This is a genomic window from Streptomyces sp. NPDC024555, from assembly GCF_055559335.1.
The window spans coordinates 26,316-50,049 of the sequence record NZ_JBVHKV010000006.1 but is presented as its reverse complement, the minus strand read 5'-3'; the positions used below and the strand labels follow the sequence as shown (position 1 = coordinate 50,049).

The window sequence follows — 23,734 nt, the reverse complement described above, 5'->3', positions numbered from 1 at the left end:
CGGTGGATCCATGCGGCCCGTTTCGAAGATCGAACGCACGGTGGCGCCTTTCGAGGTCGTCAGTCCCTACCAGCCCAGCGGCGACCAGCCGGCGGCCATCGCCGAGCTGGAGCGGCGTATCCGCGCGGGGGAGAAGGACGTCGTCCTCCTCGGCGCGACCGGCACCGGAAAATCGGCGACCACCGCCTGGATGATCGAGAAGCTGCAGCGCCCCACCCTGGTGATGGCGCCGAACAAGACCCTCGCCGCCCAGCTGGCCAACGAGTTCCGCGAGCTCCTGCCCAACAACGCCGTCGAGTACTTCGTCTCGTACTACGACTACTACCAGCCCGAGGCGTACGTCCCGCAGTCGGACACCTACATCGAGAAGGACTCCTCCATCAACGAGGAGGTCGAGCGGCTGCGCCACTCCGCGACGAATTCCCTGCTCACCCGGCGTGACGTCGTGGTGGTCGCCTCCGTCTCCTGCATCTACGGCCTCGGCACCCCGCAGGAGTACGTGGACCGGATGGTCCAGCTCACCGTGGGCGACGAGATCGACCGCGACCAGCTGCTGCGCCGCTTCGTCGAGATGCAGTACACCCGCAACGACCTGGCCTTCGCCCGGGGCACCTTCCGGGTGCGCGGCGACACCATCGAGATCTTCCCGGTCTACGAGGAGCTCGCCGTCCGCATCGAGATGTTCGGCGACGAGATCGAGGCGCTCTCCACCCTCCACCCGCTCACCGGCGAGGTCATCAGCGAGGACCGCACCCTGCACGTCTTCCCCGCCAGCCACTACGTGGCGGGACCCGAGCGCATGGAGAAGGCGGTCAACGGCATCGAGCGGGAGCTGGAGGAGCGCCTGGCCGAGCTGGAGAAGCAGGGCAAGATGCTGGAGGCCCAGCGGCTGCGCATGCGCACCACGTACGACATCGAGATGCTCCGCCAGATCGGCACCTGCTCCGGCGTCGAGAACTACTCGATGCACTTCGACGACCGCGCCCCCGGCACCGCGCCGCACACCCTCCTCGACTACTTCCCCGAGGACTTCCTCCTGGTCCTCGACGAATCGCACGTCACGGTCCCGCAGATCGGCGCGATGTACGAGGGCGACGCCTCCCGCAAGCGGACCCTCGTCGACCACGGCTTCCGGCTGCCCTCCGCCCTGGACAACCGCCCGCTGAAGTGGGAGGAGTTCCTCCAGCGGATCGACCAGACGGTCTACCTCTCCGCGACACCGGGGAACTACGAGCTGTCCCGGGGCGACGGCTTCGTGGAGCAGATCATCCGCCCCACCGGCCTCGTCGACCCCGAGGTCGTCGTGAAGCCCACCGAGGGCCAGATCGACGACCTGGTGCACGAGATCCGCAAGCGCACCGAACGCGACGAGCGCGTCCTGGTCACCACGCTCACCAAGAAGATGTCCGAGGACCTCACGGACTACCTCCTGGAGCTGGGGATCCAGGTCCGCTATCTGCACAGCGACGTCGACACCCTGCGCCGCATCGAGCTGCTGCGCGAGCTGCGCAGCGGCGAGTACGACGTCCTGGTCGGCATCAACCTCCTGCGCGAGGGACTCGACCTGCCCGAGGTCTCGCTCGTGGCCATCCTCGACGCGGACAAACAGGGTTTCCTGCGTTCGGGCACCTCGCTGATCCAGACCATCGGGCGCGCGGCGCGCAACGTCTCCGGACAGGTCCACATGTACGCGGACACGATCACCCCGGCCATGGCCCAGGCCATCGACGAGACCAACCGCCGCCGCGAGAAGCAGATCGCGTACAACACCGAGCGCGGGATCGACCCGCAGCCGCTGCGCAAGAAGATCAACGACATCGTCGCCACGATCGCCCGCGAGGAGGTCGACACCGAGCAGCTGCTCGGCACCGGCTACCGCCAGACCAAGGGCGCCAAGGCCCCCGTGCCCGCGCTGGGCGGCAAGGCGGCCGGAGCGACGGCCGGCAAGCGGAAGGGCGCCGGGGACGCGGCCGCCGTCACGGACCGCCCGGCCACCGAACTGGCCGCGATCATCGAGGAGATGACCGACCGGATGCGCGCGGCGGCGGCGGATCTGCAGTTCGAGGTGGCCGCCCGACTCCGCGACGAGGTGGGGGAGTTGAAGAAGGAGTTGCGCCAGATGCGTGAGGCGGGTCTGGCCTGAGCGCACGGGGCCCGGTGTGTTGCAGAACCGACACAAAACGGCCCGCGGCGTCAGCACGGGCCGTGCGACTGCGTAGGGTGCGGGGAAACCGCGCACGGATGGTTGCGGGGACAGCGGAGAGGGGACAGCGCGTGACGGTCAATATGACCAAGGGCCAGGCCATCAGCCTGCAGAAGGGCGACGGGGGAACCCTGACCGCGGTACGGATGGGGCTCGGCTGGCAGGCGGCCCCGCGCCGCGGTCTGTTCGGATCGCGCACCCGGGAGATCGACCTGGACGCCTCGGCGGTCCTGTTCGCCGACAAGCAGCCGGTGGACGTCGTGTTCTTCCGGCACCTGGTCAGTGACGACGGCTCGGTCAAGCACACCGGGGACAACCTGGTCGGCGGCGCCGGTTCGGGCGGCGACGACGAGGCGATCCTGGTCGACCTCCAGCGGGTGCCGGTCCACATCGACCAGATCGTCTTCACGGTGAACTCCTTCACCGGCCAGACGTTCCAGGAGGTGCAGAACGCCTTCTGCCGCATCGTCGACGAGACCAACGGCCAGGAGCTGGCCCGCTACACGCTGGACGGCGGCGGGCAGTACACCGCGCAGATCATGGCCAAGGTCCACCGCGCGGGCAACGGCTGGCAGATGACCGCCATCGGCACCCCGGCCAACGGCCGCACCTTCCAGGACCTCATGCCGGCGATCCTGCCGCACCTGTAGGGCCGGCCGACCCCGTCCAGGGGTCCCACACCGGTGGGCACAGCTCCCGGCGGCACCGGCCGCCGGGAGCTGTACCGCATCACGACCACATACGGCACCGCAGCGTGCGGCGGCAACTCGTCGAGGGGACAGGGCCATGACGGCCGAGCTGGTCCGGGGGCAGAACCACACCTTGCCCCAGACCCATCTGGAAGTCCGGATTTCGGCCGGCACACCCGTCGTGGCCGGCGCCACGCTCGGGGACGAGCACGGCACCGTGCGCGGCGCGGAGTGGATAGCCCATCCCGGGGCACCCCAGCTGCCCGGCCTGGAGGTGTCCCGGCAGGCCGCCGCGGAACACCGGCTGGCCGTGGACCTCGACGCCCTGCCCGGGACGGTCCACCGCGTGACGGTGCTGCTCGCCCTGCCGACGCAGTCGGGCGGGCCCGCCCGCTTCGGGACCGTCGCCTCGCCCTTCGTCGCCGTCACCGGACTCGACGGCACCGAGATCGCCACCTTCACCCTGACCGGCCTGGACACCGAGTCCGCGGTCGCCGCCCTGGAGCTCTATCGCCGGCAGGGCGCCTGGAAGGTCCGCGCGGTCGGCCAGGGGTACGCGGGCGGTCTCGCCGCGATGCTCGCCGACCAGGGGCTGGGCGCCGAGGCCGACGCGCTGGCCCGCTCCATCCAGGAGGCCGTGGCCGCCGGACTGGCCCGCTCGGTGGCCCCGCCCCCGCCGCGCACCCCGGAGGGCGACCGGGTCCGGCAGGCCGGCGGAGCCGCGGCGGCCCAGGGTGCCGGCCGCCCCCGCACCGCGCCCGAACCGCCCCGGCCGGAGCCCGCCCGGCCGGACGAGCCCGCCCCGTCGGCCGGTACGCCGGTGACCCCGGCGCCCACCCCCGGCCCGGCCGCGCCGGCCGGCGGCCCCATCGACTACGCCCACCCGCGCCGCCAGTCCACGGCGCCCCCGCCGCCCCCGCCCGCAGCGCCGCCCGCCGAGCCCGGCAGGCCCGCGACGCCGGTCGCCGGCGACGCGACCGGCTGGTCCATGGACGAACGGCTCTACAACCAGGTCTGGGGCATGTTCGAGGACCTGGCCCGCGCCACCGCCGCCTACCGCAGCGCGGTGGACTTCGCCGAGTCCCGGATGGACCAGGAGCTGGAGCGGACCCTGTCCGACCCGCGCAGCCGGATCGGCGGCGCGGGCGACCGCGCCAGGGAGGCGGCCCGTGCCAAGCGCGACGAGCTGACCTCCCGGGCCCGCGAGGCGCTGGACCGCGACCTCGCGCAGCTCGCCGCCGAGGCCGCCGTCGTGGAGCCCGCGCTGCCCGCCGCGTACGCGGGCTGGGACAACCCCGTCTGGCACGGCTACCGCGTCCCGATGGAGATCCCCATGGCGCTGCGGATCGGTGACCTCCATCTGCCGGAGGACACCGCCCTGCGCATTCCGCTGCTCGTCCGGCTGCCGCTGGAGCGCGGCATCTGGATCGACAGCGGACGCACCGCCTCCGAGGCCGCGGCGCTGACCGACTCCGACCAGCTGCGCCGGCTCGCCGTGGAGACCGCCGTCCTGCACGCGGCGCGGCTGCTGGCCGTCTACCCGCCGGGCGAGTTCTCGGTCCATGTCATCGACGCGGCCGGCTCCGCCGCCGCGGCGCTCGCCCCGCTGACCGGCTCCGGGGTGCTGGCGAGCCCGCCCGGCTCCGGACCCGGCGGGGTGTCGGAGGTCCTCGCCCGGCTCACCCGGCGCGTCGACCTGGTCCAGATGGCGATCAGGGCCGGGGCAGCGGACTCCCTGCCGCCGGACCTGGACCCGGCCGAGCAGCTGCTCATCGTCAACGACTTCCCGCACGGCTTCGACGACCGCGCCGTCACCCAGTTGCGCTACCTCGCCGACGAGGGGCCGTCCGTCGGGGTGCATCTGCTGATGGTCGCCGACCGGGAGGACGCGGCCGGATTCGGCCCGGTGCTCGATCCGCTCTGGCGCTCGCTGCTGCGCATCACTCCGGTCGCCGACGACCATCTGGCCGACCCCTGGGTCGGTCACGCCTGGACGTACGAGCCGCCCAGGACGCCGCCCGGCAGCCGTGTCCTGGACCAGGTGCTGGCCCAGGTCGCCTCCGCGCGCCGTACCGGGGGCCGCTGAGCCGTCCCTTCCACGCACCCGTCCCCACCAGGCATTTTGGAGATCTTTTAGCTTTCTCTTTACCTTCCCTTGGGAATCCCTGTACTGTTCATGGTGCGGAGGGGAGTACTCCCGTACGCGGCGTTCCCGTCAGTACGGACCGTGACCGGTCCCGGGGCGCCGGCCCAGGCGCGCAGCCCGTGCGCCCGGGTGGAAGAGACCTCCGGCAGCGACGACGCTGATCAGTAGCCGTAGCGAACTGCCGGAGGCGCAGTGGACGTTTCATGGACCCTCTGGGTGCTGACCATTCTCGGTCTGAGTGCCCTGATCGCCGTCGACTTCTTCATCGGGCGCAAGCCCCATGACGTGTCGACCAAGGAAGCCGGAATCTGGACCGTCGTCTGGATCGCCCTGGCCGTTCTCTTCGGGCTCGGCCTGCTCGTCTTCGGCGAGAGCCAGGCCTCGGGCGAGTTCTTCGCCGGCTTCATCACCGAGAAGTCGCTCAGCGTCGACAACCTCTTCGTCTTCGTGCTGATCATGGCGAAGTTCTCGGTGCCCTCCCACCTCCAGCAGCGGGTGCTCCTGATCGGTGTGCTCATCGCGCTGGTGCTCAGAGCGGTGTTCATCGCCGCGGGCGCGGCGGTCATCGCCAACTTCTCCTGGGTCTTCTACATCTTCGGCGCGTTCCTGATCTACACCGCCTGGAAGCTCATCCAGGAGGCGCGGGCCGACGAGGAGGACGAGGAGTTCGAGGAGAACCGGCTCCTCAAGAACATCGAGCGCCGCTTCGGCGTCGCCGACCGCTACCACGGCACGAAGCTCTTCATCCGGGTCAACGGCAAGCGCGTCCTGACGCCCCTCATGGTCGTCATGCTCGCCATCGGCACCACCGACGTGCTGTTCGCGCTGGACTCGATCCCCGCGATCTTCGGCCTGACCCAGGACCCGTACATCGTCTTCACCGCCAACGCCTTCGCGCTCATGGGGCTGCGGCAGCTGTACTTCCTGATCGGCGGACTGCTCAAGAAGCTGGTCCACCTCAGCTACGGGCTCTCGGTGATCCTCGGCTTCATCGGCGTCAAGCTGGTGCTGCACGCACTGCACGAATCCGGGGTGCACGTCCCCGAGATCTCGATCCCGGTCTCGCTCGGCGTCATCTGCGGCGTCCTGGTGATCACCACGATCACCAGCCTGATGGCCACGCGGAAGCAGACGGCGGCGGAGGCCGCGAAGGCCGCCGAGTCCGAGGACTCCCCGGACCGGGGCGCCGGTATCGACGCCTGAACGGCGTGAAGAAGGGGTGCGGGCGCGATGTGCGCCCGCACCCCTTCTCGCGTACGCCGTCACCAGCCCCGGGCGCGCCACTCCGGGAGATGCGGGCGCTCGGCGCCGAGCGTGGTGTCGTCGCCGTGTCCCGGGTAGACCCAGGTCTCGTCCGGCAGCGCGTCGAAGAGCTTGGTCTCCACGTCGTGCAGCAGGCTCGCGAAGGCCTCGGGGTCCCGGCGGGTGTTGCCGACCCCGCCGGGGAAGAGGCAGTCGCCGGTGAACAGGTGCGGGGCGCCGTGCGGGTCGTCGTAGACCAGCGCGATCGATCCGGGGGTGTGACCGGTCAGATGGCGGGCGGTCAGCGCGACCTCGCCCACGAGCACGGTGTCGCCGTCCTCGACCAGCACCTCCGTGGGGACCTCGATCCCCTCGGCGTCGAACCGCCCGGCGTACGTCCGCGCGCCCGTCGTCGCGACCACCTCGGCCAGCGCCTGCCAGTGGTCGCGGTGCCGGTGAGTGGTGACGACCGAGGCGATCGAGTCGTCACCGATCAGCCGCAGCAGCGTCCCGGCCTCGGCGGCCGCGTCGATCAGCAGCTGCTCGCCGGTGGCCCGGCAGCGCAGCAGATAGGCGTTGTTGTTCATCGGGCCGACCGCGACCTTGGAAATCATCAGATCCGTCAGCTCGTGCACATCCGCGCGTCCGCCGACCTTCACCGCTCCGCTGTACGTCACGCATATCACCCTATAGCGGAGGAAGTGCGGGCAGCGATCCACCGTCGACCGTGAGGGCCGAGCCGTCCCGCCGGCCGCTGAGCCAGCCCAGCAGCTCGGACGCCGTGCCGCGCACGCCCACGGGCCCGCCCTCCGCGCCGCCGCCGGTCGTCCAGGTGCGGCCCGCCGCGTCGACCAGACCGGTCGACGGAACCGACGGGTGCCCCGCGAACCGCTCGGCCAGGAAGTCGATCTCCCGCGCGGTGAACTCCTCGGGCAGGTCCTCCAGCTCGTAGCCGATCCCCAGGTCGACGTGGTGCAGATCGACCTCGCCCCAGCGGCGGAACGGGATCCGGGAGGCGGAGTCCGTCACGCCGTTGCGCAGCTCCACCGTGCGCGACCAGTCCGCCGCCGCGGCCGCGGCCGCCATGAAGCGCTCCGCGCTCGCGGCCAGGTCGGCCAGCTGCTCCGCGCGGGGGCGGAGGGCGTCGCGCTCGATGTCCCGGTCGCGGGTTTCGCTGTCTGCGTACATGGGCCGGCCCCGGAGAACATTTACCAGTGCGTCGGCGTTACGTGAGAGGTGGGCGACCACATGGTTCCTGCTCCAGCCCGGCAGACGTGACGGGCCGGCGAGGGCCGCGTCGTCCAGTTTCTCCGTGGCGCTGAGCAGCCGATCGGTCGCTTCCCGAAGTGCGGCCAGGTCGTGCGCGTGATCATTCATGGCCCCGAGCGTAGTGCCGCCACTCATTCGGGTGAAGGAGTCTTCAGCCGTCCGTAAATCGAATGCGCGTGCTATACGCTCGGAGTCGAAAGCTTCGTACACCGCTGTGGCGCCCCCCATACCCTGGGCAGGGGCTCAGTTCCCCCGCTTCCCTCTAGAAAGGTGCGGACCGGCGTGGCCGACCGTCTCATCGTCCGTGGCGCTCGCGAGCACAACCTCAAGAACGTCTCGCTCGACCTTCCCCGCGACTCCCTGATCGTCTTCACCGGGCTCTCCGGGTCGGGCAAGTCGTCGCTCGCGTTCGACACGATCTTCGCCGAGGGCCAGCGGCGCTACGTGGAGTCCCTCTCCTCGTACGCCCGCCAGTTCCTCGGCCAGATGGACAAGCCGGACGTCGACTTCATCGAGGGCCTCTCGCCCGCCGTCTCCATCGACCAGAAGTCGACCTCGCGCAACCCGCGCTCGACGGTCGGCACGATCACCGAGGTCTACGACTACCTCCGGCTGCTCTTCGCCCGGATCGGCAAGCCGCACTGCCCCGAGTGCCACCGGCCGATCTCCCGGCAGTCGCCGCAGGCGATCGTCGACAAGGTCCTCGGCCTGCCCGAGGGCAGCCGCTTCCAGGTGCTCTCGCCGCTGGTGCGCGAGCGCAAGGGCGAGTTCGTCGACCTCTTCTCCGATCTCCAGACCAAGGGCTACAGCCGGGCCAGGGTCGACGGCGCGACCGTCCAGCTCTCCGAGCCGCCCACGCTCAAGAAGCAGGAGAAGCACACCATCGAGGTGGTCGTCGACCGCCTCACCGTCAAGGACAGCGCCAAGCGCCGGCTGACCGACTCGGTCGAGACCGCGCTGGGCCTCTCCGGCGGCATGGTCGTGCTCGACTTCGTCGACCTCCCCGAGGACGTCCCCGAGCGCGAGCGGATGTACTCGGAGCACCTCTACTGCCCGTACGACGACCTCTCCTTCGAGGAGCTGGAGCCGCGCTCCTTCTCCTTCAACTCGCCGTTCGGCGCCTGCCCCGACTGCACGGGCATCGGCACCCGCATGGAGGTCGACCCCGAGCTGATCGTCCCGGACGAGGAGAAGTCCCTCGACGAGGGCGCCATCCACCCCTGGTCGCACGGCCACACCAAGGAGTACTTCGGCCGCCAGATCAGGGCCCTGGCCGACGCCCTCGGCTTCCGTACGGACATCCCCTGGGCCGGGCTGCCCCAGCGCGCCAAGAAGGCGCTGCTCTTCGGCCACAAGATCCAGACCGAGGTGCGCTACCGCAACCGCTACGGACGCGAGCGCGCCTATACGACGCCGTCCTTCGAGGGCGCCGTCCAGTTCGTCAAGCGGCGCCACGCGGACGCCGAGAGCGACTCCAGCCGGGAGCGCTTCGAGGGCTACATGCGCGAGGTGCCCTGCCCCACGTGCGAGGGGACTCGCCTCAAGCCGATCGTCCTGGCGGTCACGGTGATGGAGAAGTCCATCGCCGAGGTCTCCGCCATGTCGATCAGCGAGTGCGCCGAGTTCCTGGGCCGGATGAAGCTGAACGCCCGCGACAAGAAGATCGCCGAGCGGGTGCTCAAGGAGGTCAACGAGCGGCTGAGGTTCCTGGTCGACGTGGGCCTGGACTATCTCTCGCTCAACCGCGCGGCCGGCACCCTGTCCGGCGGCGAGGCCCAGCGCATCCGGCTCGCCACCCAGATCGGCTCCGGCCTGGTCGGTGTCCTCTATGTGCTGGACGAGCCCTCCATCGGACTCCACCAGCGGGACAACCACCGGCTGATCGAGACCCTGGTCCGCCTCCGCGACATGGGCAACACGCTCATCGTCGTCGAGCACGACGAGGACACCATCAAGATCGCCGACTGGGTCGTCGACATCGGCCCCGGCGCCGGCGAGCACGGCGGCAAGGTGGTCCACTCCGGATCGCTGAAGGAGCTGCTGGCCAACGACAAGTCGATCACCGGTCAGTACCTGAGCGGCAGGAAGGCGATCGACACCCCCGAGGTGCGGCGTCCGGTCGACCCCTCGCGGCTGCTCACGGTGCACGGCGCCCGGGAGAACAACCTCCGGGACATCGACGTCTCCTTCCCGCTCGGTGTCCTCACCGCCGTCACCGGCGTCTCCGGATCCGGTAAGTCGACGCTGGTCAACGACATCCTCTACACCCACCTGGCCCGTGAGCTGAACGGCGCCAAGTCGGTGCCCGGCCGGCACACCCGGGTCGACGGCGACGACCAGGTCGACAAGGTGGTGCACGTCGACCAGTCGCCCATCGGCCGTACGCCGCGCTCCAACCCGGCGACGTACACCGGCGTCTTCGACCACGTCCGCAAGCTGTTCGCGGAGACGATGGAGGCCAAGGTCCGCGGCTATCTGCCGGGCCGGTTCTCCTTCAACGTCAAGGGCGGCCGCTGCGAGAACTGCTCCGGCGACGGCACGATCAAGATCGAGATGAACTTCCTGCCGGACGTCTACGTCCCGTGCGAGGTCTGCCACGGGGCGCGCTACAACCGGGAGACCCTGGAGGTCCACTACAAGGGCAAGTCCATCGCCGAGGTGCTGGACATGCCGATCGAGGAGGGCCTGGAGTTCTTCGAGGCCGTCCCGACCATCGCCCGCCATCTGCGCACGCTCAACGAGGTCGGCCTGGGGTACGTGCGGCTCGGCCAGCCCGCGCCGACGCTCTCCGGCGGCGAGGCCCAGCGCGTGAAGCTGGCGAGCGAGCTGCAGAAGCGCTCCACCGGCCGGACGGTCTACGTCCTGGACGAGCCCACCACCGGTCTGCACTTCGAGGACATCTCCAAGCTGATCCAGGTGCTCTCCGGCCTGGTCGACAAGGGCAACTCGGTGATCGTCATCGAGCACAACCTCGATGTCATCAAGACCGCGGACTGGGTCATCGACATGGGACCCGAGGGAGGCAACGGCGGCGGTCTGGTCGTCGCCGAGGGCACCCCGGAGCATGTGGCGGGCGTCCCCGCCAGCCACACCGGGAAGTTCCTCCAGGACATCCTGGACGCCGACCGCGTGAGCGAGGCGGCGGCGCTCCCGGCGCCGAGGAAGGCCGCGCGGAAGACCGCCGCGAAGACGGCCGCCGCGAAGAAGACGGCGGCGAAGAAGACCGCCACCGGCACGGCAGCGGCCAAGAAGGCGACCCGGGCCCGCAAGGCCTGACGCCGGGAGCACCCGGCAGCGGACGGCGGCCCCCGGCCCGTGGACGTACACGGACCGGGGGCCGCCGCGCCGTCCGCCGCCGACGGCGTCCGCCACCCCGGCGCGGACGCCTCCGGCACCGCCGGTATCGTCGGTTGCGTCACCGATGCCGCCCTCGCCCGAGGTGCCCGGACATCGCCGACCCCCTGACCCGCAGCCCCGAGACCCGTGGAGACCGCATGTCCGGCCAGCCCGCCGCCCGCCGCACCGTGCTGAAGGGCGCCGCCCTCGCGGGCGTCGCCGGTCTCGGCGCGGCCGCCTGCTCGACCGACTCCAAGCTGGGCCACGCCGAGTCGCCGACCCCCACCGCACCGGTCGAGCTCGGCGCCCCGGACGAGGTCCCGGTCGGCCAGTCCAAGCTCTACCGCGAGCAGCGCGTCATCGTCAGCTGCCCGGCCAAGGGCGAGTTCAAGGCCTTCAGCGCCCAGTGCACCCACGCGGGCTGCCTGCTGGACCGGGTCGAGAAGAACGAGGGCCACTGCCCCTGCCACGGCAGCCTCTTCGACACCACCACCGGCAAGGCCCTGCACGGCCCCGCGACCGTCCCGCTGCCCTCCGTCCCGGTCCGGGTCGAGGGCGGCAGGCTGGTCGCCGGTCCCGACGCCTGAGACGTCCCGCGCACGGCGGTTCCGCGCCGGTCACTCCCAGTCCCAGTCGATCCCGACCAGCCCCGGACGCACCCCCTGCTCCACCAGGTGCACCGTCCGGTGCCGGCCGGTGAGCGTGAGATCGGAGCGCGCACCGCGCGGGGCCCCCGCCGAGACCTGGGCGAAGCGCCGGCACCGCACCGGTAGCGCCGCCTCGTCGAAGCCGACCTGGAGCACGTACTGCCCGCCGCCGAAGCTGAAACCGCGGACGTACTCGTCGCACGGCCCGCCCGTGCCGTCCTCGAAGCCGTAGCCGAAGAGATACGTCTCGCCGGCCCGCAGCCGGGTGTCGAAGAGCAACTCGGCGACCAGCACCCCGCACTCCGCGTCCCAGCGCACCCGTCCGGTCCGGCAGTTCTCCCGGGCGGTCACCACGACCCGGGCGGGATCGCAGCCCGGATCGCCCCGGTAGACGGCGAGATAGCGGTCGACCCCGTCGCGATGCGCGCGTACGACGTGCTGCGAGGTCCGGCGCTGCATCCGGCGGCCGGGCCCGATCCGCACCCGCTCCTGGTGCCCGACCGTGTGCAGCCCGCCGTCCGCCGGTGACTCCATGGCGGCCAGCAGCCGCTCCACCGCCCCGGACCCCTCCACCAGCGAGCGGTACGAGCGGGCCGGCGGGCGCTCGGACTCGGCACGGGACTCCCCGGTGTCCAGCAGCCCGAGCAGTGAGTTCTCCGGCAGCCGCAACACCTCCTCCAGCGCTTTCACGGCCCGCAGGGACTCCGGACGCTGCGGGCGACGGGCGCCCTGCTGCCAGTAGCTGAGACTGGTCACCCCGACCCTGACCCCGCGGTGCGCGAGATGGTGCTGCACCCGCTGGAGCGGCAGCCCGCGCACCGAGAGCGCGGTGCGCAGCGCCAGATGGAACGGGCCGGTGTGCAGCACCTGCGCCAGTTCGGCCTCGGTGTGCTGCATGGGTCCTCCAGGTGAACGTTCACGACGGGCGGGCGAGCGGCCGCGCCGTGGGACTGCGGGTCCGCAGGTGGGCGGGGCAGGGCGTTCACGCACCCGCCGCCGCCGTTCACACCGCGGTGTTCCCCCGCATTGAAGCGCGTTGACCCGTTCCCGACAACGGTTGATGCTCCTCGACAGCGTCCGGACGCGCTCCTGAAACCCCCACCCCGTCCCACCACGGGAGGATCACCATGCGCAACCGAAGAGCACGAGGACCGCGGCGGTCGGTGACCGTCGTACTCGCCGCCCTGCTGCTCACCGCCCCCGCGGTCACCGCGACCGCCACCGCCGCCGACCGCACCGCCGCCGACCGCACCACGGCCGCCGCGCCGGCCGCCCTCGCCGCTGCCCAGCGCCTGAACATCACCATGCAGGCCCAGCAGAAGAGCAACTGGTGCTGGGCCGCCTCCGGCAACACCATCGCCACCTGGTTCGGCCGCTCCTACTCGCAGAACCAGTTCTGCAACGCCGCCTTCGGCCGTGCCCAGGGCTACGAGTGCCCCAACTCGCAGGCCGCCCTCGACAACGTCCAGAACGGTCTGTACTGGGCCGGCATCAACCCCGGCTCGTACGTCAACGGCTGGCTGCGCTACCCGACCGTGCAGGCCGAGATCGCCGCGGGCCGCCCGGTGGAGACCCGTATCCAGTGGTCCTCCGGCGGCGGCCACATGCACGTCCTGTACGGCTACGACGACTCCGGGAGCTGGGTCTACTGGGGGGATCCCTGGCCCTCCAGCAACCGCTACAACTGGGCCTCACACGCCTGGTACGTGAACAACAGCGAGTTCTCCTGGACCCACTCCCTCTACCGGATCGGGGCGTGACGGCATGACCTCCCTCCGCAGCGCACGCGGTGCGCGCCCCGTCGCCGCCGCCGTCCTCGCGGGCGGCCTGCTGGCCGGGGCCGCCCTGCTCACCGCCGCCCCGCAGGCGGCGGCCGTCGACGGCACCTCGTCCCGGGGCCCCTCGGCCACCCCGGCGGCCCTGGCGGCCGCCCACGAGGCCGCCACCGACAGCGCCACCCTCGACACCCTGTCCCGGTTCTTCGCCCGGGAGGGCGCCGTCAGCAGGGCGGCGGCCGCACCCCGCGTCGAGGGCGCGACCGTGCCCGTGCGCAGCCTGAACGCGGCCTTCGTCGCGGGCGAGCCGGGGGCGCCCGTCGCCGCCCTCGACTACCTGGCCAGCACCGCCGTCTCCTCGGACGGGCAGAAGGCGTCGCTCTGGACGCTGCCCGCACCCGACGGGAACGGGGACTGGCAGGTGGTGAACATCGCCTCGGGCGACGACGAGACCCGCTACGCGGCGGCCGGGGCCCGCGCCCTGCCCGGCGGCACCGTCTTCCGGGAACCGCAGATCGACGCCTGGTACGTCCAGAAGGGCGGCCGGGTGCTCCCGCTCGACGAGGACGCCGTGAAGGCCGTCGGCGCGCACGGCACCACGCTCGCCGCCTACCGCACCCGGGTCCGCGCCGCCTACGCCGACAAGCTCCCCGGCTCCCGCTACGCCCGCTCCGGCAAGGCGGGCGGCTACGGCCCGCCCGCCGCGTCCCCGGGCGCCCGTTCCGGCCCGGCCGTCGCGGCCTCCGCGCCCGGCTCCGGCACCCCGGACGACGGTGTCCCCGCCACCGCGACGGCCGCCGGAGCGGCCGGACTGCTCGCCCTGGGCGGCGCGGCGGCCCTGCGCCTGAGCCGCCGGCGCCGCACCGGATGACCTCCGGTCCACGACGTCACGGCCGGTGAACCGCCGGTCCGTGACGCCCGGGACCGTACCGCCGTCCCCGCGACGGCGGCGCGGTCCGCGCCTCCCCGGTGCACCGCGCCCCGGGCACGCGACCCCACCGCGTGCCCCGGGCGCGGCTCCCTTCCGGGGCACCCGCGCTGTCACTGCCCGCAAGTAGGGTGGGGACCATGGCAGACCCCTCCAGCTACCGCCCCAAGCCGGGACAGATCCCCGACTCCCCGGGGGTCTACAAATTCCGCGACGAGCACCGCCGGGTGATCTACGTCGGGAAGGCGAAGAGCCTGCGCCAGCGCCTGGCCAACTACTTCCAGGACCTCTCCGGCCTCCACCCGCGCACCCGCACGATGGTGACCACGGCCGCGTCCGTGGAGTGGACCGTCGTCGCCACCGAGGTCGAGGCGCTCCAGCTGGAGTATTCCTGGATCAAGGAGTTCGACCCCCGTTTCAACGTCAAGTACCGGGACGACAAGAGCTATCCCTACCTCGCGGTCACGCTCAACGAGGAGTTCCCGCGCGTCCAGGTCATGCGCGGCGCCAAGAAGAAGGGCGTGCGCTACTTCGGTCCGTACGGGCACGCCTGGGCGATCCGCGAGACGGTCGACCTGATGCTCCGGGTCTTCCCCGTACGCACCTGCTCCGCCGGTGTGTTCAAGAACGCCGCGCGCACCGGCCGCCCCTGCCTCCTCGGCTACATCGGGAAGTGCTCGGCCCCCTGCGTCGGCCGCGTCACCCCCGAGGAGCACCGCGAACTGGCGGACGACTTCTGCGACTTCATGGCCGGCCGCACCGGCACCTACATCCGCCGTCTGGAGAAGGACATGATGGCGGCGGCCGAGGAGATGGAGTACGAGCGCGCGGCGCGGCTGCGCGACGACGTCGAGGCGCTGCGGCGCGCCATGGAGAAGAGCGCCGTCGTCCTCGCCGACGCCACCGACGCCGATCTGATCGCCGTCGCGGAGGACGAGCTGGAGGCCGCCGTCCAGATCTTCCACGTGCGCGGCGGCCGGGTGCGCGGCCAGCGTGGCTGGGTGACGGACAAGGTGGAGAACGTCGACACCTCCGGCCTCGTCGAGCACGCGCTCCAGCAGCTGTACGGGGAGGAGAGCGGCGACTCCGTCCCCAAGGAGGTCCTGGTCCCGGCCCTGCCCGAGGACCCGGACGCGGTCGCGCAGTGGCTGGCCGGCCGCCGGGGCTCCCAGGTCAGCCTGCGCGTCCCGCAGCGCGGCGACAAGAAGGACCTGATGGTCACGGTCCAGCGCAACGCGCAGCAGGCCCTGGCCCTGCACAAGACCAAGCGCGCCTCCGACCTGACCACCCGCTCCCGGGCCCTGGAGGAGATCGCCGAGGCGCTCGGCCTGGACTCCGCCCCGCTGCGGATCGAGTGCTTCGACATCTCGCACCTCCAGGGCGACGACGTCGTGGCCTCGATGGTCGTCTTCGAGGACGGTCTGGCCCGCAAGGGGGAGTACCGCCGCTTCCAGATCAAGGGCTTCGAGGGCCAGGACGACGTCCGCTCGATGCACGAGGTGATCAGCCGCCGCTTCCGCCGCTACCTCCAGGAGAAGGAGCGGCTGGGGGAGTGGGAGGAGAACCCGCAGACCACGGAGGTGCCCGCCACCGGCCCCGCCCCGACCGGCCCCGTGCCCGCCGGGGAGCCCGACGACGGGGACACCGGCTCCGGCGAGCCCCGCGAGGACGACGGCCGGCCCAAGCGCTTCGCCTACCCGCCCCAGCTCCTGGTGGTCGACGGCGGACAGCCCCAGGTCGCGGCGGCCAAGCGGGCCCTGGACGAGCTGGGCATCGACGACATCGCCGTCTGCGGCCTGGCCAAGCGCCTGGAGGAGGTCTGGCTGCCCGACGACGACGATCCGGTCGTCCTGCCCCGCTCCAGCGAGGGCCTCTACCTCCTCCAGCGCGTCCGCGACGAGGCGCACCGCTTCGCCATCACCTACCAGCGCGCCAAACGGGCCAAGCGCATCCGGTCCAGCCCCCTGGACGCGGTCGCCGGTCTCGGCGACACCCGGAAACAGGCTCTGATCAAGCATTTCGGCTCCGTCAAGAAGCTGAGGCAGGCGACAATCGACGAGATCTGCCAGGTTCCGGGGATAGGCCGCCGGACGGCGGAGTCCGTGGCGGCCGCCCTCGCCTCGGCCGCCCCGGCCGCGCCCGCCGTGAACACGGCGACAGGAGAGATCATGGAAGAGGACGACGGGGGCAGCACGACATGACCGAGCACGACCATGAACACGCGCACGACCGCACAGACCGAGCAGACGGAGCAGCACACGTGAGTACGGGCACCCCGACCGAGACGGGCGACAGCACGGTGGCCATCCCCGAGCTGGTGATCATCTCCGGCATGTCGGGCGCCGGACGCAGCACGGCCGCCAAGTGTCTGGAGGACCTCGGCTGGTTCGTCGTGGACAACCTGCCGCCCGCGCTGATCCCCACCATGGTGGAGCTCGGCGCCCGCTCGCAGGGCAATGTGGCCCGGATCGCCGTCGTCGTCGACGTCCGCGGCCGGCGCTTCTTCGACAACCTGCGGGAATCCCTGGCCGACCTGGAGTCCAAGGGCGTCACCCGGCGCATCGTCTTCCTGGAGTCCTCCGACGACGCCCTGGTCCGCCGCTTCGAGTCGGTCCGCCGCCCGCACCCCCTCCAGGGCGACGGCCGCATCGTCGACGGCATCGCCGCCGAGCGCGACCTGCTGCGCGAGCTGCGCGGCGACGCCGACCTGGTGATCGACACCTCCGGCCTCAACGTCCACGAGCTGCGCGCCAAGATGGACGCCCAGTTCGCCGGCGACGAGGAGCCGGAGCTGCGCGCCACGGTGATGTCCTTCGGCTTCAAGTACGGGCTGCCCGTCGACGCCGACCTGGTGGTGGACTGCCGCTTCCTGCCCAACCCGCACTGGGTCCCGGAGCTGCGCCCCTTCACCGGACTCAACGAGGAGGTGTCCTCGTACGTCTTCGACCAGCCGGGCGCCAAGGAATTCCTCAACCAGTACACGGAACTGCTCCAGCTCGTCGCCGCCGGCTATCGCCGCGAGGGCAAGCGCTATGTGACGATCGCGGTCGGCTGCACCGGGGGCAAGCACCGGTCCGTGGCCATGTCGGAGAAGCTGGCGGCCCGGCTCGCCACGGAGGGGATCGAGACCGTGCTCGTACACCGGGACATGGGGCGCGAGTGACCAGTCGCAACATGCGTCTGCGCCGGCTGCGCAGGGGAGTCCCCTCGCCGCTGGGCCGCAAGCGCGGCGCACAGCCCAAGGTCGTCGCCCTCGGCGGCGGCATGGGCCTGTCCGCCTCCCTCACCGCGCTGCGCCGGATCACCGGGGACCTGACCGCCGTGGTCACCGTCGCCGACGACGGCGGCTCCAGCGGCCGGCTCCGCGAGGAGCTGGGCGTCCTGCCGCCCGGCGACCTGCGCAAGGCGCTCGCCGCCCTGTGCGGGGACGACGAATGGGGCCAGACCTGGGCCCAGGTCATCCAGCACCGCTTCCAGTCCAAGGGCGACCTCCACGAGCACGCGGTCGGCAATCTGCTGATCGTCGCCCTCTGGGAGCAGCTGGGCGACCACGTCCAGGCCCTCGACCTGGTCGGCAAGCTGCTCGGCGCGCACGGCCGGGTGCTGCCGATGTCCGCCGTGCCGCTGGAGCTCCAGGCGCTCGTGAAGGGGCACGACCCCGAGCGCCCGGACGACGTGGACACGGTGCGCGGCCAGGCCACGGTGGCGCTCACCCCCGGCGAGGTCCAGTCGGTGCACGTGGTCCCCGCCGACCCGCCGGCCGTCCCCGAGGCGGTCGCCGCGGTGCTGGACGCGGACTGGGTGGTGCTCGGCCCCGGCTCCTGGTTCTCCTCGGTCATTCCGCATCTGCTCGTCCCCGAACTGCTGGACGCGCTCGTCGAGACCAAGGCCCGCAAGGTCCTCTCGCTGAACCTCGCACCGCAACCCGGTGAAACAGATGGCTTCTCTCCGCAGCGTCATTTGGAGGTTTTGGGACGACACGCCCCTAAACTCGCCCTGGACGTGGTGCTGGCCGACGAGGCCGCCGTGCCCGACCGCGAGTCCCTCGCCGATGCCGCCAAACGGCTCGGCGCCGCGGTCGAGCTGGCGCCCGTGGCCTCACCCGACGGCGTTCCGATTCATGATCCGGAGCTGTTGGCCGCCGCGTACGACCGTATTTTTCGGATGCATGGAAGGATCGGCCCATGGCGATGACGCCAGCGGTGAAGGACGAAATCTCCCGGCTTCCCGTGACCCGTACCTGCTGCCGCAAGGCGGAGGTCTCGGCGATCCTCCGGTTCGCGGGCGGGCTGCACCTGGTGAGCGGCCGGATCGTGATCGAGGCGGAGCTGGACACCGCGATGGCGGCGCGCCGGCTCAAGCGGGACATCCTGGAGATCTTCGGGCACAGCTCGGAGCTGATCGTGATGGCCCCCGGCGGGCTGCGCCGGGGCTCGCGCTATGTCGTACGGGTGGTGGCGGGCGGCGACCAGCTGGCCCGCCAGACCGGCCTGGTGGACGGCCGCGGCCGCCCCATCCGCGGCCTTCCCCCGCAGGTGGTCTCGGGGGCCACCTGCGACGCGGAGGCCGCCTGGCGCGGCGCGTTCCTGGCCCACGGCTCGCTCACCGAGCCGGGCCGCTCCTCCTCCCTGGAGGTGACCTGCCCCGGTCCGGAGGCCGCGCTCGCCCTGGTCGGAGCCGCCCGCCGGCTCTCCATCGCGGCGAAGGCCCGCGAGGTGCGCGGGGTGGACCGGGTCGTCGTCCGCGACGGCGACGCCATCGGCGCCCTGCTCACCCGGCTCGGCGCCCATGAGTCGGTGCTGGCCTGGGAGGAGCGGCGGATGCGCCGCGAGGTCCGCGCCACCGCCAACCGGCTCGCCAACTTCGACGACGCGAACCTGCGCCGGTCCGCCCGCGCAGCCGTCGCCGCCGGGGCCCGGGTGGGACGCGCCCTGGAGATCCTGGGCGAGGAGGTCCCCGAGCACCTCGCGGCGGCCGGCCGGCTGCGCATGGAGCACAAGCAGGCCTCGCTGGAGGAGCTGGGCGCCCTGGCCGACCCGCCGCTCACCAAGGACGCCGTCGCCGGACGCATCCGCCGGCTGCTCGCCATGGCCGACAAGCGCGCCCAGGACCTCGGCATCCCGGGAACGGAATCCACTCTCAGCGAAGAGATGGCCGACGGTCTGGTCGGCTGAGTGCGGCCCTCTCCGGCCGGTCCGGAGGGGAACGCGCCGCGCACCGGCCGACGTTGACGCTGTGTGACCGCACCGGCCGCCGGGAGCGGAACGCCGCGGGCCCGTACCCCTACTGGGGAGTACGGGCCCGCGGTGTTCTTACGGCCCCGCTCGATGTCACCCCGGAGGCCTCGGAAGGGTAGGGTCGTAGGCGGTCGGGGACATCCCATACAACTCGCCGGCGTCGAAAACCGGCGTACCTAACGAGGAGATCGGTTCGTGACGATCCGCGTAGGCATCAACGGCTTTGGCCGCATCGGTCGTAACTACTTCCGCGCGCTGCTGGAGCAGGGTGCGGACATCGAGATCGTGGCTGTCAACGACCTGGGTGACACCGCGACCACGGCCCACCTGCTGAAGTACGACACCATCCTGGGTCGTCTGAAGGCAGAGGTCAGCCACACCGCCGACACCATCACCGTCGACGGCCACACCATCAAGGTGCTCTCCGAGCGCAACCCGGCCGACATCCCCTGGGGTGAGCTGGGTGTCGACATCGTCATCGAGTCGACCGGCATCTTCACCAAGAAGGCCGACGCCGAGAAGCACATCGCGGGCGGCGCCAAGAAGGTCCTCATCTCGGCTCCGGCCAAGGACGAGGACATCACCATCGTGATGGGCGTCAACCAGGACAAGTACGACGCGGCCAACCACCACGTCATCTCCAACGCCTCCTGCACGACCAACTGTGTCGCGCCGATGGCCAAGGTGCTCGACGAGAACTTCGGCATCGTCAAGGGCCTGATGACGACGGTCCACGCGTACACGAACGACCAGCGCATCCTGGACTTCCCGCACTCGGACCTGCGCCGCGCCCGCGCCGCCGCCGAGAACATCATCCCGACCACCACGGGTGCCGCCAAGGCCACCGCCCTGGTCCTCCCGCAGCTCAAGGGCAAGCTCGACGGCATCGCGATGCGCGTCCCGGTCCCCACCGGTTCCGCCACCGACCTGGTCGTCACCCTGCAGCGCGAGGTCACCAAGGACGAGGTCAACGCCGCGTTCAAGAAGGCCGCCGACGACGGCGACCTGAAGGGCATCCTGTACTACACCGAGGACCCGATCGTGTCCTCGGACATCGTCAGCGACCCGGCGTCCTGCACCTTCGACTCCTCCCTGACCATGGTCCAGGAGGGCAACACGGTGAAGATCCTCGGCTGGTACGACAACGAGTGGGGCTACTCCAACCGCCTCGTCGACCTGACGGTGTTCGTCGGCGGCCAGCTCTGACCGTCGGTCCGGCAGGCACCTCGATGTGAGCACGGGGCTCGAACGGCGCAACGGCGCGCCGTTCGAGCCCCGTCGCATGCCTCCCTCGCGCTCCAAGGAGTCCAGACAGATGAAGACGATCGACGAACTTCTCGCCGAAGGGGTCGCCGGCAAGCGGGTATTCGTCCGCGCCGACCTCAATGTGCCGCTCAGCGGCACCACCATCACCGACGACGGCCGGATCCGCGCCGTCGAGCCGACCGTGCGGAAGCTGGCCGCGGCCGGCGCCCGGGTCGTCGTCGCCTCGCACCTGGGCCGCCCCAAGGGCGCCCCGGACCCGGCGTTCTCGCTGGCCCCCGCCGCGACCCGGCTCGGCGAGCTGCTGGGCACCGAGGTGGCCTTCGCGACCGACACCGTCGGCGAGTCCGCCCGCGCCACCGTCGCCGCGCTCACCGACGGCGAGGTCGCCGTCATCGAGAACCTGCGCTTCAACCCCGGCGAGACGTCCAAGGACGACGCCGAGCGCGGCGCGTTCGCCGACCAGCTGGACGAGCTGGCCGATCTGTACGTGGGCGACGGCTTCGGCGCCGTGCACCGCAAGCACGCCTCCGTCTTCGACCTCCCGGCCCGTCTCCCGCACGCGGCCGGCGATCTGATCGCCACCGAGGTCGGCGTACTGAAGAAGCTCACCGAGGACGTGCAGCGCCCGTACGCGGTGGTGCTCGGCGGCGCCAAGGTCTCCGACAAGCTCGGCGTCATCGACCACCTGCTGGAGCGCGCCGACCGCATCCTCATCGGCGGCGGCATGGCGTACACCTTCCTCAAGGCCCAGGGCCACGAGGTCGGCAGCTCGCTGCTCCAGGAGGACCAGATCCCGGCCGTGCGGGAGTACCTGCGGCGCGCCGAGGAGAAGGGCGTGGAGTTCGTGCTCCCCGTCGACGTCGTGGTCGCGCCCGCCTTCCCCGACCTCAAGGCCAAGGCCCCGGCCCACCCCGACACCGTCCCCGCCGACGCCATGCCGGCCGGCCAGATGGGTCTGGACAACGGTCCGGAGACCAACAAGCTCTACGCATCGAAGCTCGCCGACGCGGCCACCGTCTTCTGGAACGGCCCGATGGGCGTCTTCGAGCACCCCGACTTCGCCGAGGGAACCCGGGCCGTCGCCCAGGCCCTCGTCGACTCCTCGGGCTTCAGCGTGGTCGGCGGTGGCGACTCGGCCGCCGCGGTCCGCATCCTGGGCTTCGACGAGAACGCGTTCGGACACATCTCGACCGGTGGCGGTGCCAGCCTCGAATACCTCGAGGGCAAGACGCTTCCCGGCCTCGCCGCTCTGGAGGACTGACCTTTCATGACTGCTACTGCCCACGGCCGGACCCCGCTGATGGCGGGCAACTGGAAGATGAACCTCAACCACCTGGAGGCCATCGCCCACGTCCAGAAGCTCGCCTTCGCCCTGGCCGACAAGGACTACGACGCCGTCGAGGTCGCCGTCCTGCCGCCCTTCACCGACCTGCGCTCCGTGCAGACGCTGGTCGACGGCGACAAGCTGAAGATCAAGTACGGCGCCCAGGACATCTCGGCGCACGACTCCGGCGCGTACACCGGTGAGATCTCCGGCGCCATGCTCGCCAAGCTGAAGTGCACCTTCGTCGCCGTCGGCCACAGCGAGCGCCGCCAGTACCACGGCGAGACCGACGAGGTCTGCAACGCCAAGGTGAAGGCCGCGTACCAGCACGGCCTGACCCCGATCCTGTGCGTCGGCGAGGGCCTGGACGTCCGCAAGGCCGGCGAGCAGGTCGCGTACACCCTCGCGCAGCTCGACGGCGCCCTGAAGGACATCCCGGCCGAGCAGGCCGAGTCCATCGTGGTCGCCTACGAGCCGGTCTGGGCCATCGGCACCGGCGAGGTCGCCACCCCCGAGGACGCGCAGGAGGTCTGCGGTGCGATCCGCGTCCGCCTCGCCGAGCTGTACTCGCAGGAGCTGGCCGACGCGGTCCGCATCCAGTACGGCGGCTCGGTGAAGTCCGGCAACGTGGCCGCGATCATGGCGCAGCCCGATGTGGACGGCGCCCTGATCGGCGGTGCCGCCCTGGACGCCGACGAGTTCGTCAAGATCGTCCGCTTCCGCGACCAGTGAGTATGCGGTAGCGCGGATCCGTCGTACCCTTGCGGGGGCCAGGAGGGCACCACCTCCCGGCCCCCGTTGTTCGCATAAGCAGTCCAGGATTTCCGGAAAGTAGGGACCAGCCGTGGTTTTGGCGTTCGAGATCGCCCTGATCGTCTTCAGCCTGCTGCTGATGCTGCTGGTGCTGATGCACAAGGGAAAGGGCGGCGGTCTCTCCGACATGTTCGGTGGCGGCATGCAGTCGTCCGTCGGCGGCTCCTCCGTCGCCGAGCGGAACCTCGACCGGATCACCGTGGTGGTCGGTCTGGCCTGGTTCGCGTGCATCGTCGTGCTTGGTCTCCTCATCAAGCTGGACAACTGACCCCGCGCGTGCGATTCGCCGGTGGAGGTGTAACTCCTTTCACTGGACGCGCGTTGGGCCTTACGTAGACTGGGGCATCTTCGAGCACCATCACGCAGGGAGTTACGACCGTGGCAAGTGGCAACGCGATCCGGGGAAGCCGGGTCGGAGCGGGGCCGATGGGGGAGGCCGAGCGCGGCGAGTCCGCGCCACGTCTCCGCATCTCCTTCTGGTGCTCGAACGGGCACGAGACGCAGCCGAGCTTCGCCCATGACGCGCAGGTACCGGAGACCTGGGACTGCCCGCGCTGCGGCTTCCCGGCCGGCCAGGACCAGGACAGCCCGCCGGACCCGCCGCGCACCGAGCCGTACAAGACGCATCTCGCGTACGTGCGCGAGCGGCGCAGCGACGCGGACGGCGAGGCGATCCTCGCCGAGGCGCTCGCCAAACTCCGCGGCGAGATCTGAGACATGCCCGCATAGAAGTTCACCGGCCGGACACCCCCAGGGTGCCCGGCCGGCCCGCTTCCGACGGGCCGCAGCCCGCCGTTGCGCCCTCCGCCGCCACGATCAATTAGGTTGGTGGGGCAGCGGGGAAACTGCGGTTACGAGA

General features: G+C 71.3%; 20 protein-coding genes. 17 read left to right on the top strand and 3 right to left on the bottom strand.

The genetic code is table 11. The features are described 5' to 3' along the window. Positions 1–10 precede the first annotated feature (10 nt). The 4 genes from uvrB (at position 11) to ACZ4FH_RS11755 (ending at position 6,241) form a co-directional block, all read left to right on the top strand. On the top strand, positions 11–2,143 hold the full coding sequence (gene uvrB, locus ACZ4FH_RS11770; RefSeq protein ID WP_383643872.1) for an excinuclease ABC subunit UvrB: 2,133 nt from the start codon (positions 11–13) through the stop codon (positions 2,141–2,143). A 131-nt stretch (positions 2,144–2,274) separates the two neighbouring features. Then, positions 2,275–2,853, top strand: coding sequence for a TerD family protein (locus ACZ4FH_RS11765; protein ID WP_383643875.1), 579 nt, complete (start codon positions 2,275–2,277; stop codon positions 2,851–2,853). Between the two features lie 136 nt (positions 2,854–2,989). Beyond that, entirely contained in the window at positions 2,990–4,978 is a 1,989-nt protein-coding gene (locus tag ACZ4FH_RS11760; RefSeq protein WP_467304086.1) for a TerD family protein, read from the top strand. 252 nt (positions 4,979–5,230) lie between these two features. Next, a complete protein-coding gene (locus ACZ4FH_RS11755) occupies positions 5,231–6,241 on the top strand; it encodes a TerC family protein (protein WP_467304085.1) in 1,011 nt (336 codons plus the stop codon). 59 nt (positions 6,242–6,300) lie between these two features. On the opposite strand, the gene ACZ4FH_RS11750 is transcribed toward ACZ4FH_RS11755, so the two are convergent. Together ACZ4FH_RS11750 and ACZ4FH_RS11745 are read right to left on the bottom strand one after the other, a co-directional pair. Next, positions 6,301–6,957, bottom strand: coding sequence for an MBL fold metallo-hydrolase (locus tag ACZ4FH_RS11750; RefSeq protein WP_467304084.1), 657 nt, complete (start codon positions 6,955–6,957; stop codon positions 6,301–6,303). A gap of 10 nt (positions 6,958–6,967) precedes the next feature. Then, positions 6,968–7,657: a maleylpyruvate isomerase family mycothiol-dependent enzyme gene (locus ACZ4FH_RS11745; protein WP_467304082.1), complete on the bottom strand. Its 690-nt coding sequence runs from the start codon at positions 7,655–7,657 to the stop codon at positions 6,968–6,970. Positions 7,658–7,831: 174 nt separating this feature from the next. Between ACZ4FH_RS11745 and uvrA the strand changes: the two genes are divergently transcribed. Beyond that, positions 7,832–10,825 carry an excinuclease ABC subunit UvrA gene (gene uvrA, locus ACZ4FH_RS11740; RefSeq protein ID WP_467304080.1) on the top strand — a complete coding sequence of 998 codons (2,994 nt, stop codon included), beginning with the start codon at positions 7,832–7,834 and terminating at the stop codon, positions 10,823–10,825. A 218-nt stretch (positions 10,826–11,043) separates the two neighbouring features. Then, positions 11,044–11,472 carry a Rieske (2Fe-2S) protein gene (locus tag ACZ4FH_RS11735; RefSeq protein ID WP_467304079.1) on the top strand — a complete coding sequence of 143 codons (429 nt, stop codon included), beginning with the start codon at positions 11,044–11,046 and terminating at the stop codon, positions 11,470–11,472. A gap of 30 nt (positions 11,473–11,502) precedes the next feature. Here ACZ4FH_RS11735 and ACZ4FH_RS11730 read toward each other — a convergent pair whose 3' ends face one another. Then, positions 11,503–12,429, bottom strand: a complete 927-nt coding sequence (locus ACZ4FH_RS11730; RefSeq protein WP_467304078.1) for a hypothetical protein — start codon at positions 12,427–12,429, stop codon at positions 11,503–11,505. A gap of 230 nt (positions 12,430–12,659) precedes the next feature. Here ACZ4FH_RS11730 and ACZ4FH_RS11725 point away from each other — a divergent pair, with 230 nt between their 5' ends. From ACZ4FH_RS11725 to ACZ4FH_RS11675, 11 genes are all read left to right on the top strand, one after another. Then, entirely contained in the window at positions 12,660–13,292 is a 633-nt protein-coding gene (locus ACZ4FH_RS11725) for a papain-like cysteine protease family protein (protein WP_467304076.1), read from the top strand. Between the two features lie 4 nt (positions 13,293–13,296). Beyond that, positions 13,297–14,178 (top strand): hypothetical protein, encoded by an 882-nt coding sequence (locus ACZ4FH_RS11720; RefSeq protein ID WP_467304074.1) that lies wholly within the window; start codon positions 13,297–13,299, stop codon positions 14,176–14,178. 197 nt (positions 14,179–14,375) lie between these two features. Further along, positions 14,376–16,436, top strand: a complete 2,061-nt coding sequence (gene uvrC / locus ACZ4FH_RS11715) for an excinuclease ABC subunit UvrC (RefSeq protein WP_467304073.1) — start codon at positions 14,376–14,378, stop codon at positions 16,434–16,436. Then, positions 16,433–17,398, top strand: a complete 966-nt coding sequence (rapZ, locus tag ACZ4FH_RS11710) for an RNase adapter RapZ (protein WP_467304071.1) — start codon at positions 16,433–16,435, stop codon at positions 17,396–17,398. Before uvrC ends, rapZ begins: the two co-directional genes overlap by 4 nt. Beyond that, positions 17,395–18,429 (top strand): gluconeogenesis factor YvcK family protein, encoded by a 1,035-nt coding sequence (locus ACZ4FH_RS11705; protein WP_383643909.1) that lies wholly within the window; start codon positions 17,395–17,397, stop codon positions 18,427–18,429. The genes rapZ and ACZ4FH_RS11705 overlap by 4 nt, the downstream gene beginning before the upstream one ends. Next, a complete protein-coding gene (gene whiA, locus ACZ4FH_RS11700) occupies positions 18,420–19,409 on the top strand; it encodes a DNA-binding protein WhiA (protein WP_014045276.1) in 990 nt (329 codons plus the stop codon). The genes ACZ4FH_RS11705 and whiA overlap by 10 nt, the downstream gene beginning before the upstream one ends. 258 nt (positions 19,410–19,667) lie before the next feature. Beyond that, a complete protein-coding gene (gene gap / locus ACZ4FH_RS11695; RefSeq protein ID WP_073968324.1) occupies positions 19,668–20,678 on the top strand; it encodes a type I glyceraldehyde-3-phosphate dehydrogenase in 1,011 nt (336 codons plus the stop codon). A 109-nt stretch (positions 20,679–20,787) separates the two neighbouring features. Then, positions 20,788–21,999 (top strand): phosphoglycerate kinase, encoded by a 1,212-nt coding sequence (locus tag ACZ4FH_RS11690; protein ID WP_467304069.1) that lies wholly within the window; start codon positions 20,788–20,790, stop codon positions 21,997–21,999. A 6-nt stretch (positions 22,000–22,005) separates the two neighbouring features. Beyond that, complete coding sequence (gene tpiA / locus ACZ4FH_RS11685) at positions 22,006–22,794, top strand: triose-phosphate isomerase (RefSeq protein WP_467304067.1); 789 nt, start codon at positions 22,006–22,008, stop codon at positions 22,792–22,794. A gap of 112 nt (positions 22,795–22,906) precedes the next feature. Next, a complete protein-coding gene (gene secG, locus ACZ4FH_RS11680; RefSeq protein ID WP_383643920.1) occupies positions 22,907–23,143 on the top strand; it encodes a preprotein translocase subunit SecG in 237 nt (78 codons plus the stop codon). Between the two features lie 110 nt (positions 23,144–23,253). Further along, positions 23,254–23,589: an RNA polymerase-binding protein RbpA gene (locus tag ACZ4FH_RS11675; RefSeq protein WP_383643923.1), complete on the top strand. Its 336-nt coding sequence runs from the start codon at positions 23,254–23,256 to the stop codon at positions 23,587–23,589. Positions 23,590–23,734 lie beyond the last annotated feature (145 nt).

Coding starts and splice junctions, on each gene's coding strand:
- whiA (WP_014045276.1), top strand. CDS start 18,420: ATGGCGATGACGCCAGCGGTGAAGGACGAAATCTCCCGGCTTCCCGTG.
- ACZ4FH_RS11730 (WP_467304078.1), bottom strand. CDS start 12,429: ATGCAGCACACCGAGGCCGAACTGGCGCAGGTGCTGCACACCGGCCCG.
- uvrC (WP_467304073.1), top strand. CDS start 14,376: ATGGCAGACCCCTCCAGCTACCGCCCCAAGCCGGGACAGATCCCCGAC.
- ACZ4FH_RS11745 (WP_467304082.1), bottom strand. CDS start 7,657: ATGAATGATCACGCGCACGACCTGGCCGCACTTCGGGAAGCGACCGAT.
- rapZ (WP_467304071.1), top strand. CDS start 16,433: ATGACCGAGCACGACCATGAACACGCGCACGACCGCACAGACCGAGCA.
- ACZ4FH_RS11725 (WP_467304076.1), top strand. CDS start 12,660: ATGCGCAACCGAAGAGCACGAGGACCGCGGCGGTCGGTGACCGTCGTA.
- uvrB (WP_383643872.1), top strand. CDS start 11: ATGCGGCCCGTTTCGAAGATCGAACGCACGGTGGCGCCTTTCGAGGTC.
- ACZ4FH_RS11720 (WP_467304074.1), top strand. CDS start 13,297: ATGACCTCCCTCCGCAGCGCACGCGGTGCGCGCCCCGTCGCCGCCGCC.
- tpiA (WP_467304067.1), top strand. CDS start 22,006: ATGACTGCTACTGCCCACGGCCGGACCCCGCTGATGGCGGGCAACTGG.
- ACZ4FH_RS11735 (WP_467304079.1), top strand. CDS start 11,044: ATGTCCGGCCAGCCCGCCGCCCGCCGCACCGTGCTGAAGGGCGCCGCC.
- ACZ4FH_RS11690 (WP_467304069.1), top strand. CDS start 20,788: ATGAAGACGATCGACGAACTTCTCGCCGAAGGGGTCGCCGGCAAGCGG.
- ACZ4FH_RS11760 (WP_467304086.1), top strand. CDS start 2,990: ATGACGGCCGAGCTGGTCCGGGGGCAGAACCACACCTTGCCCCAGACC.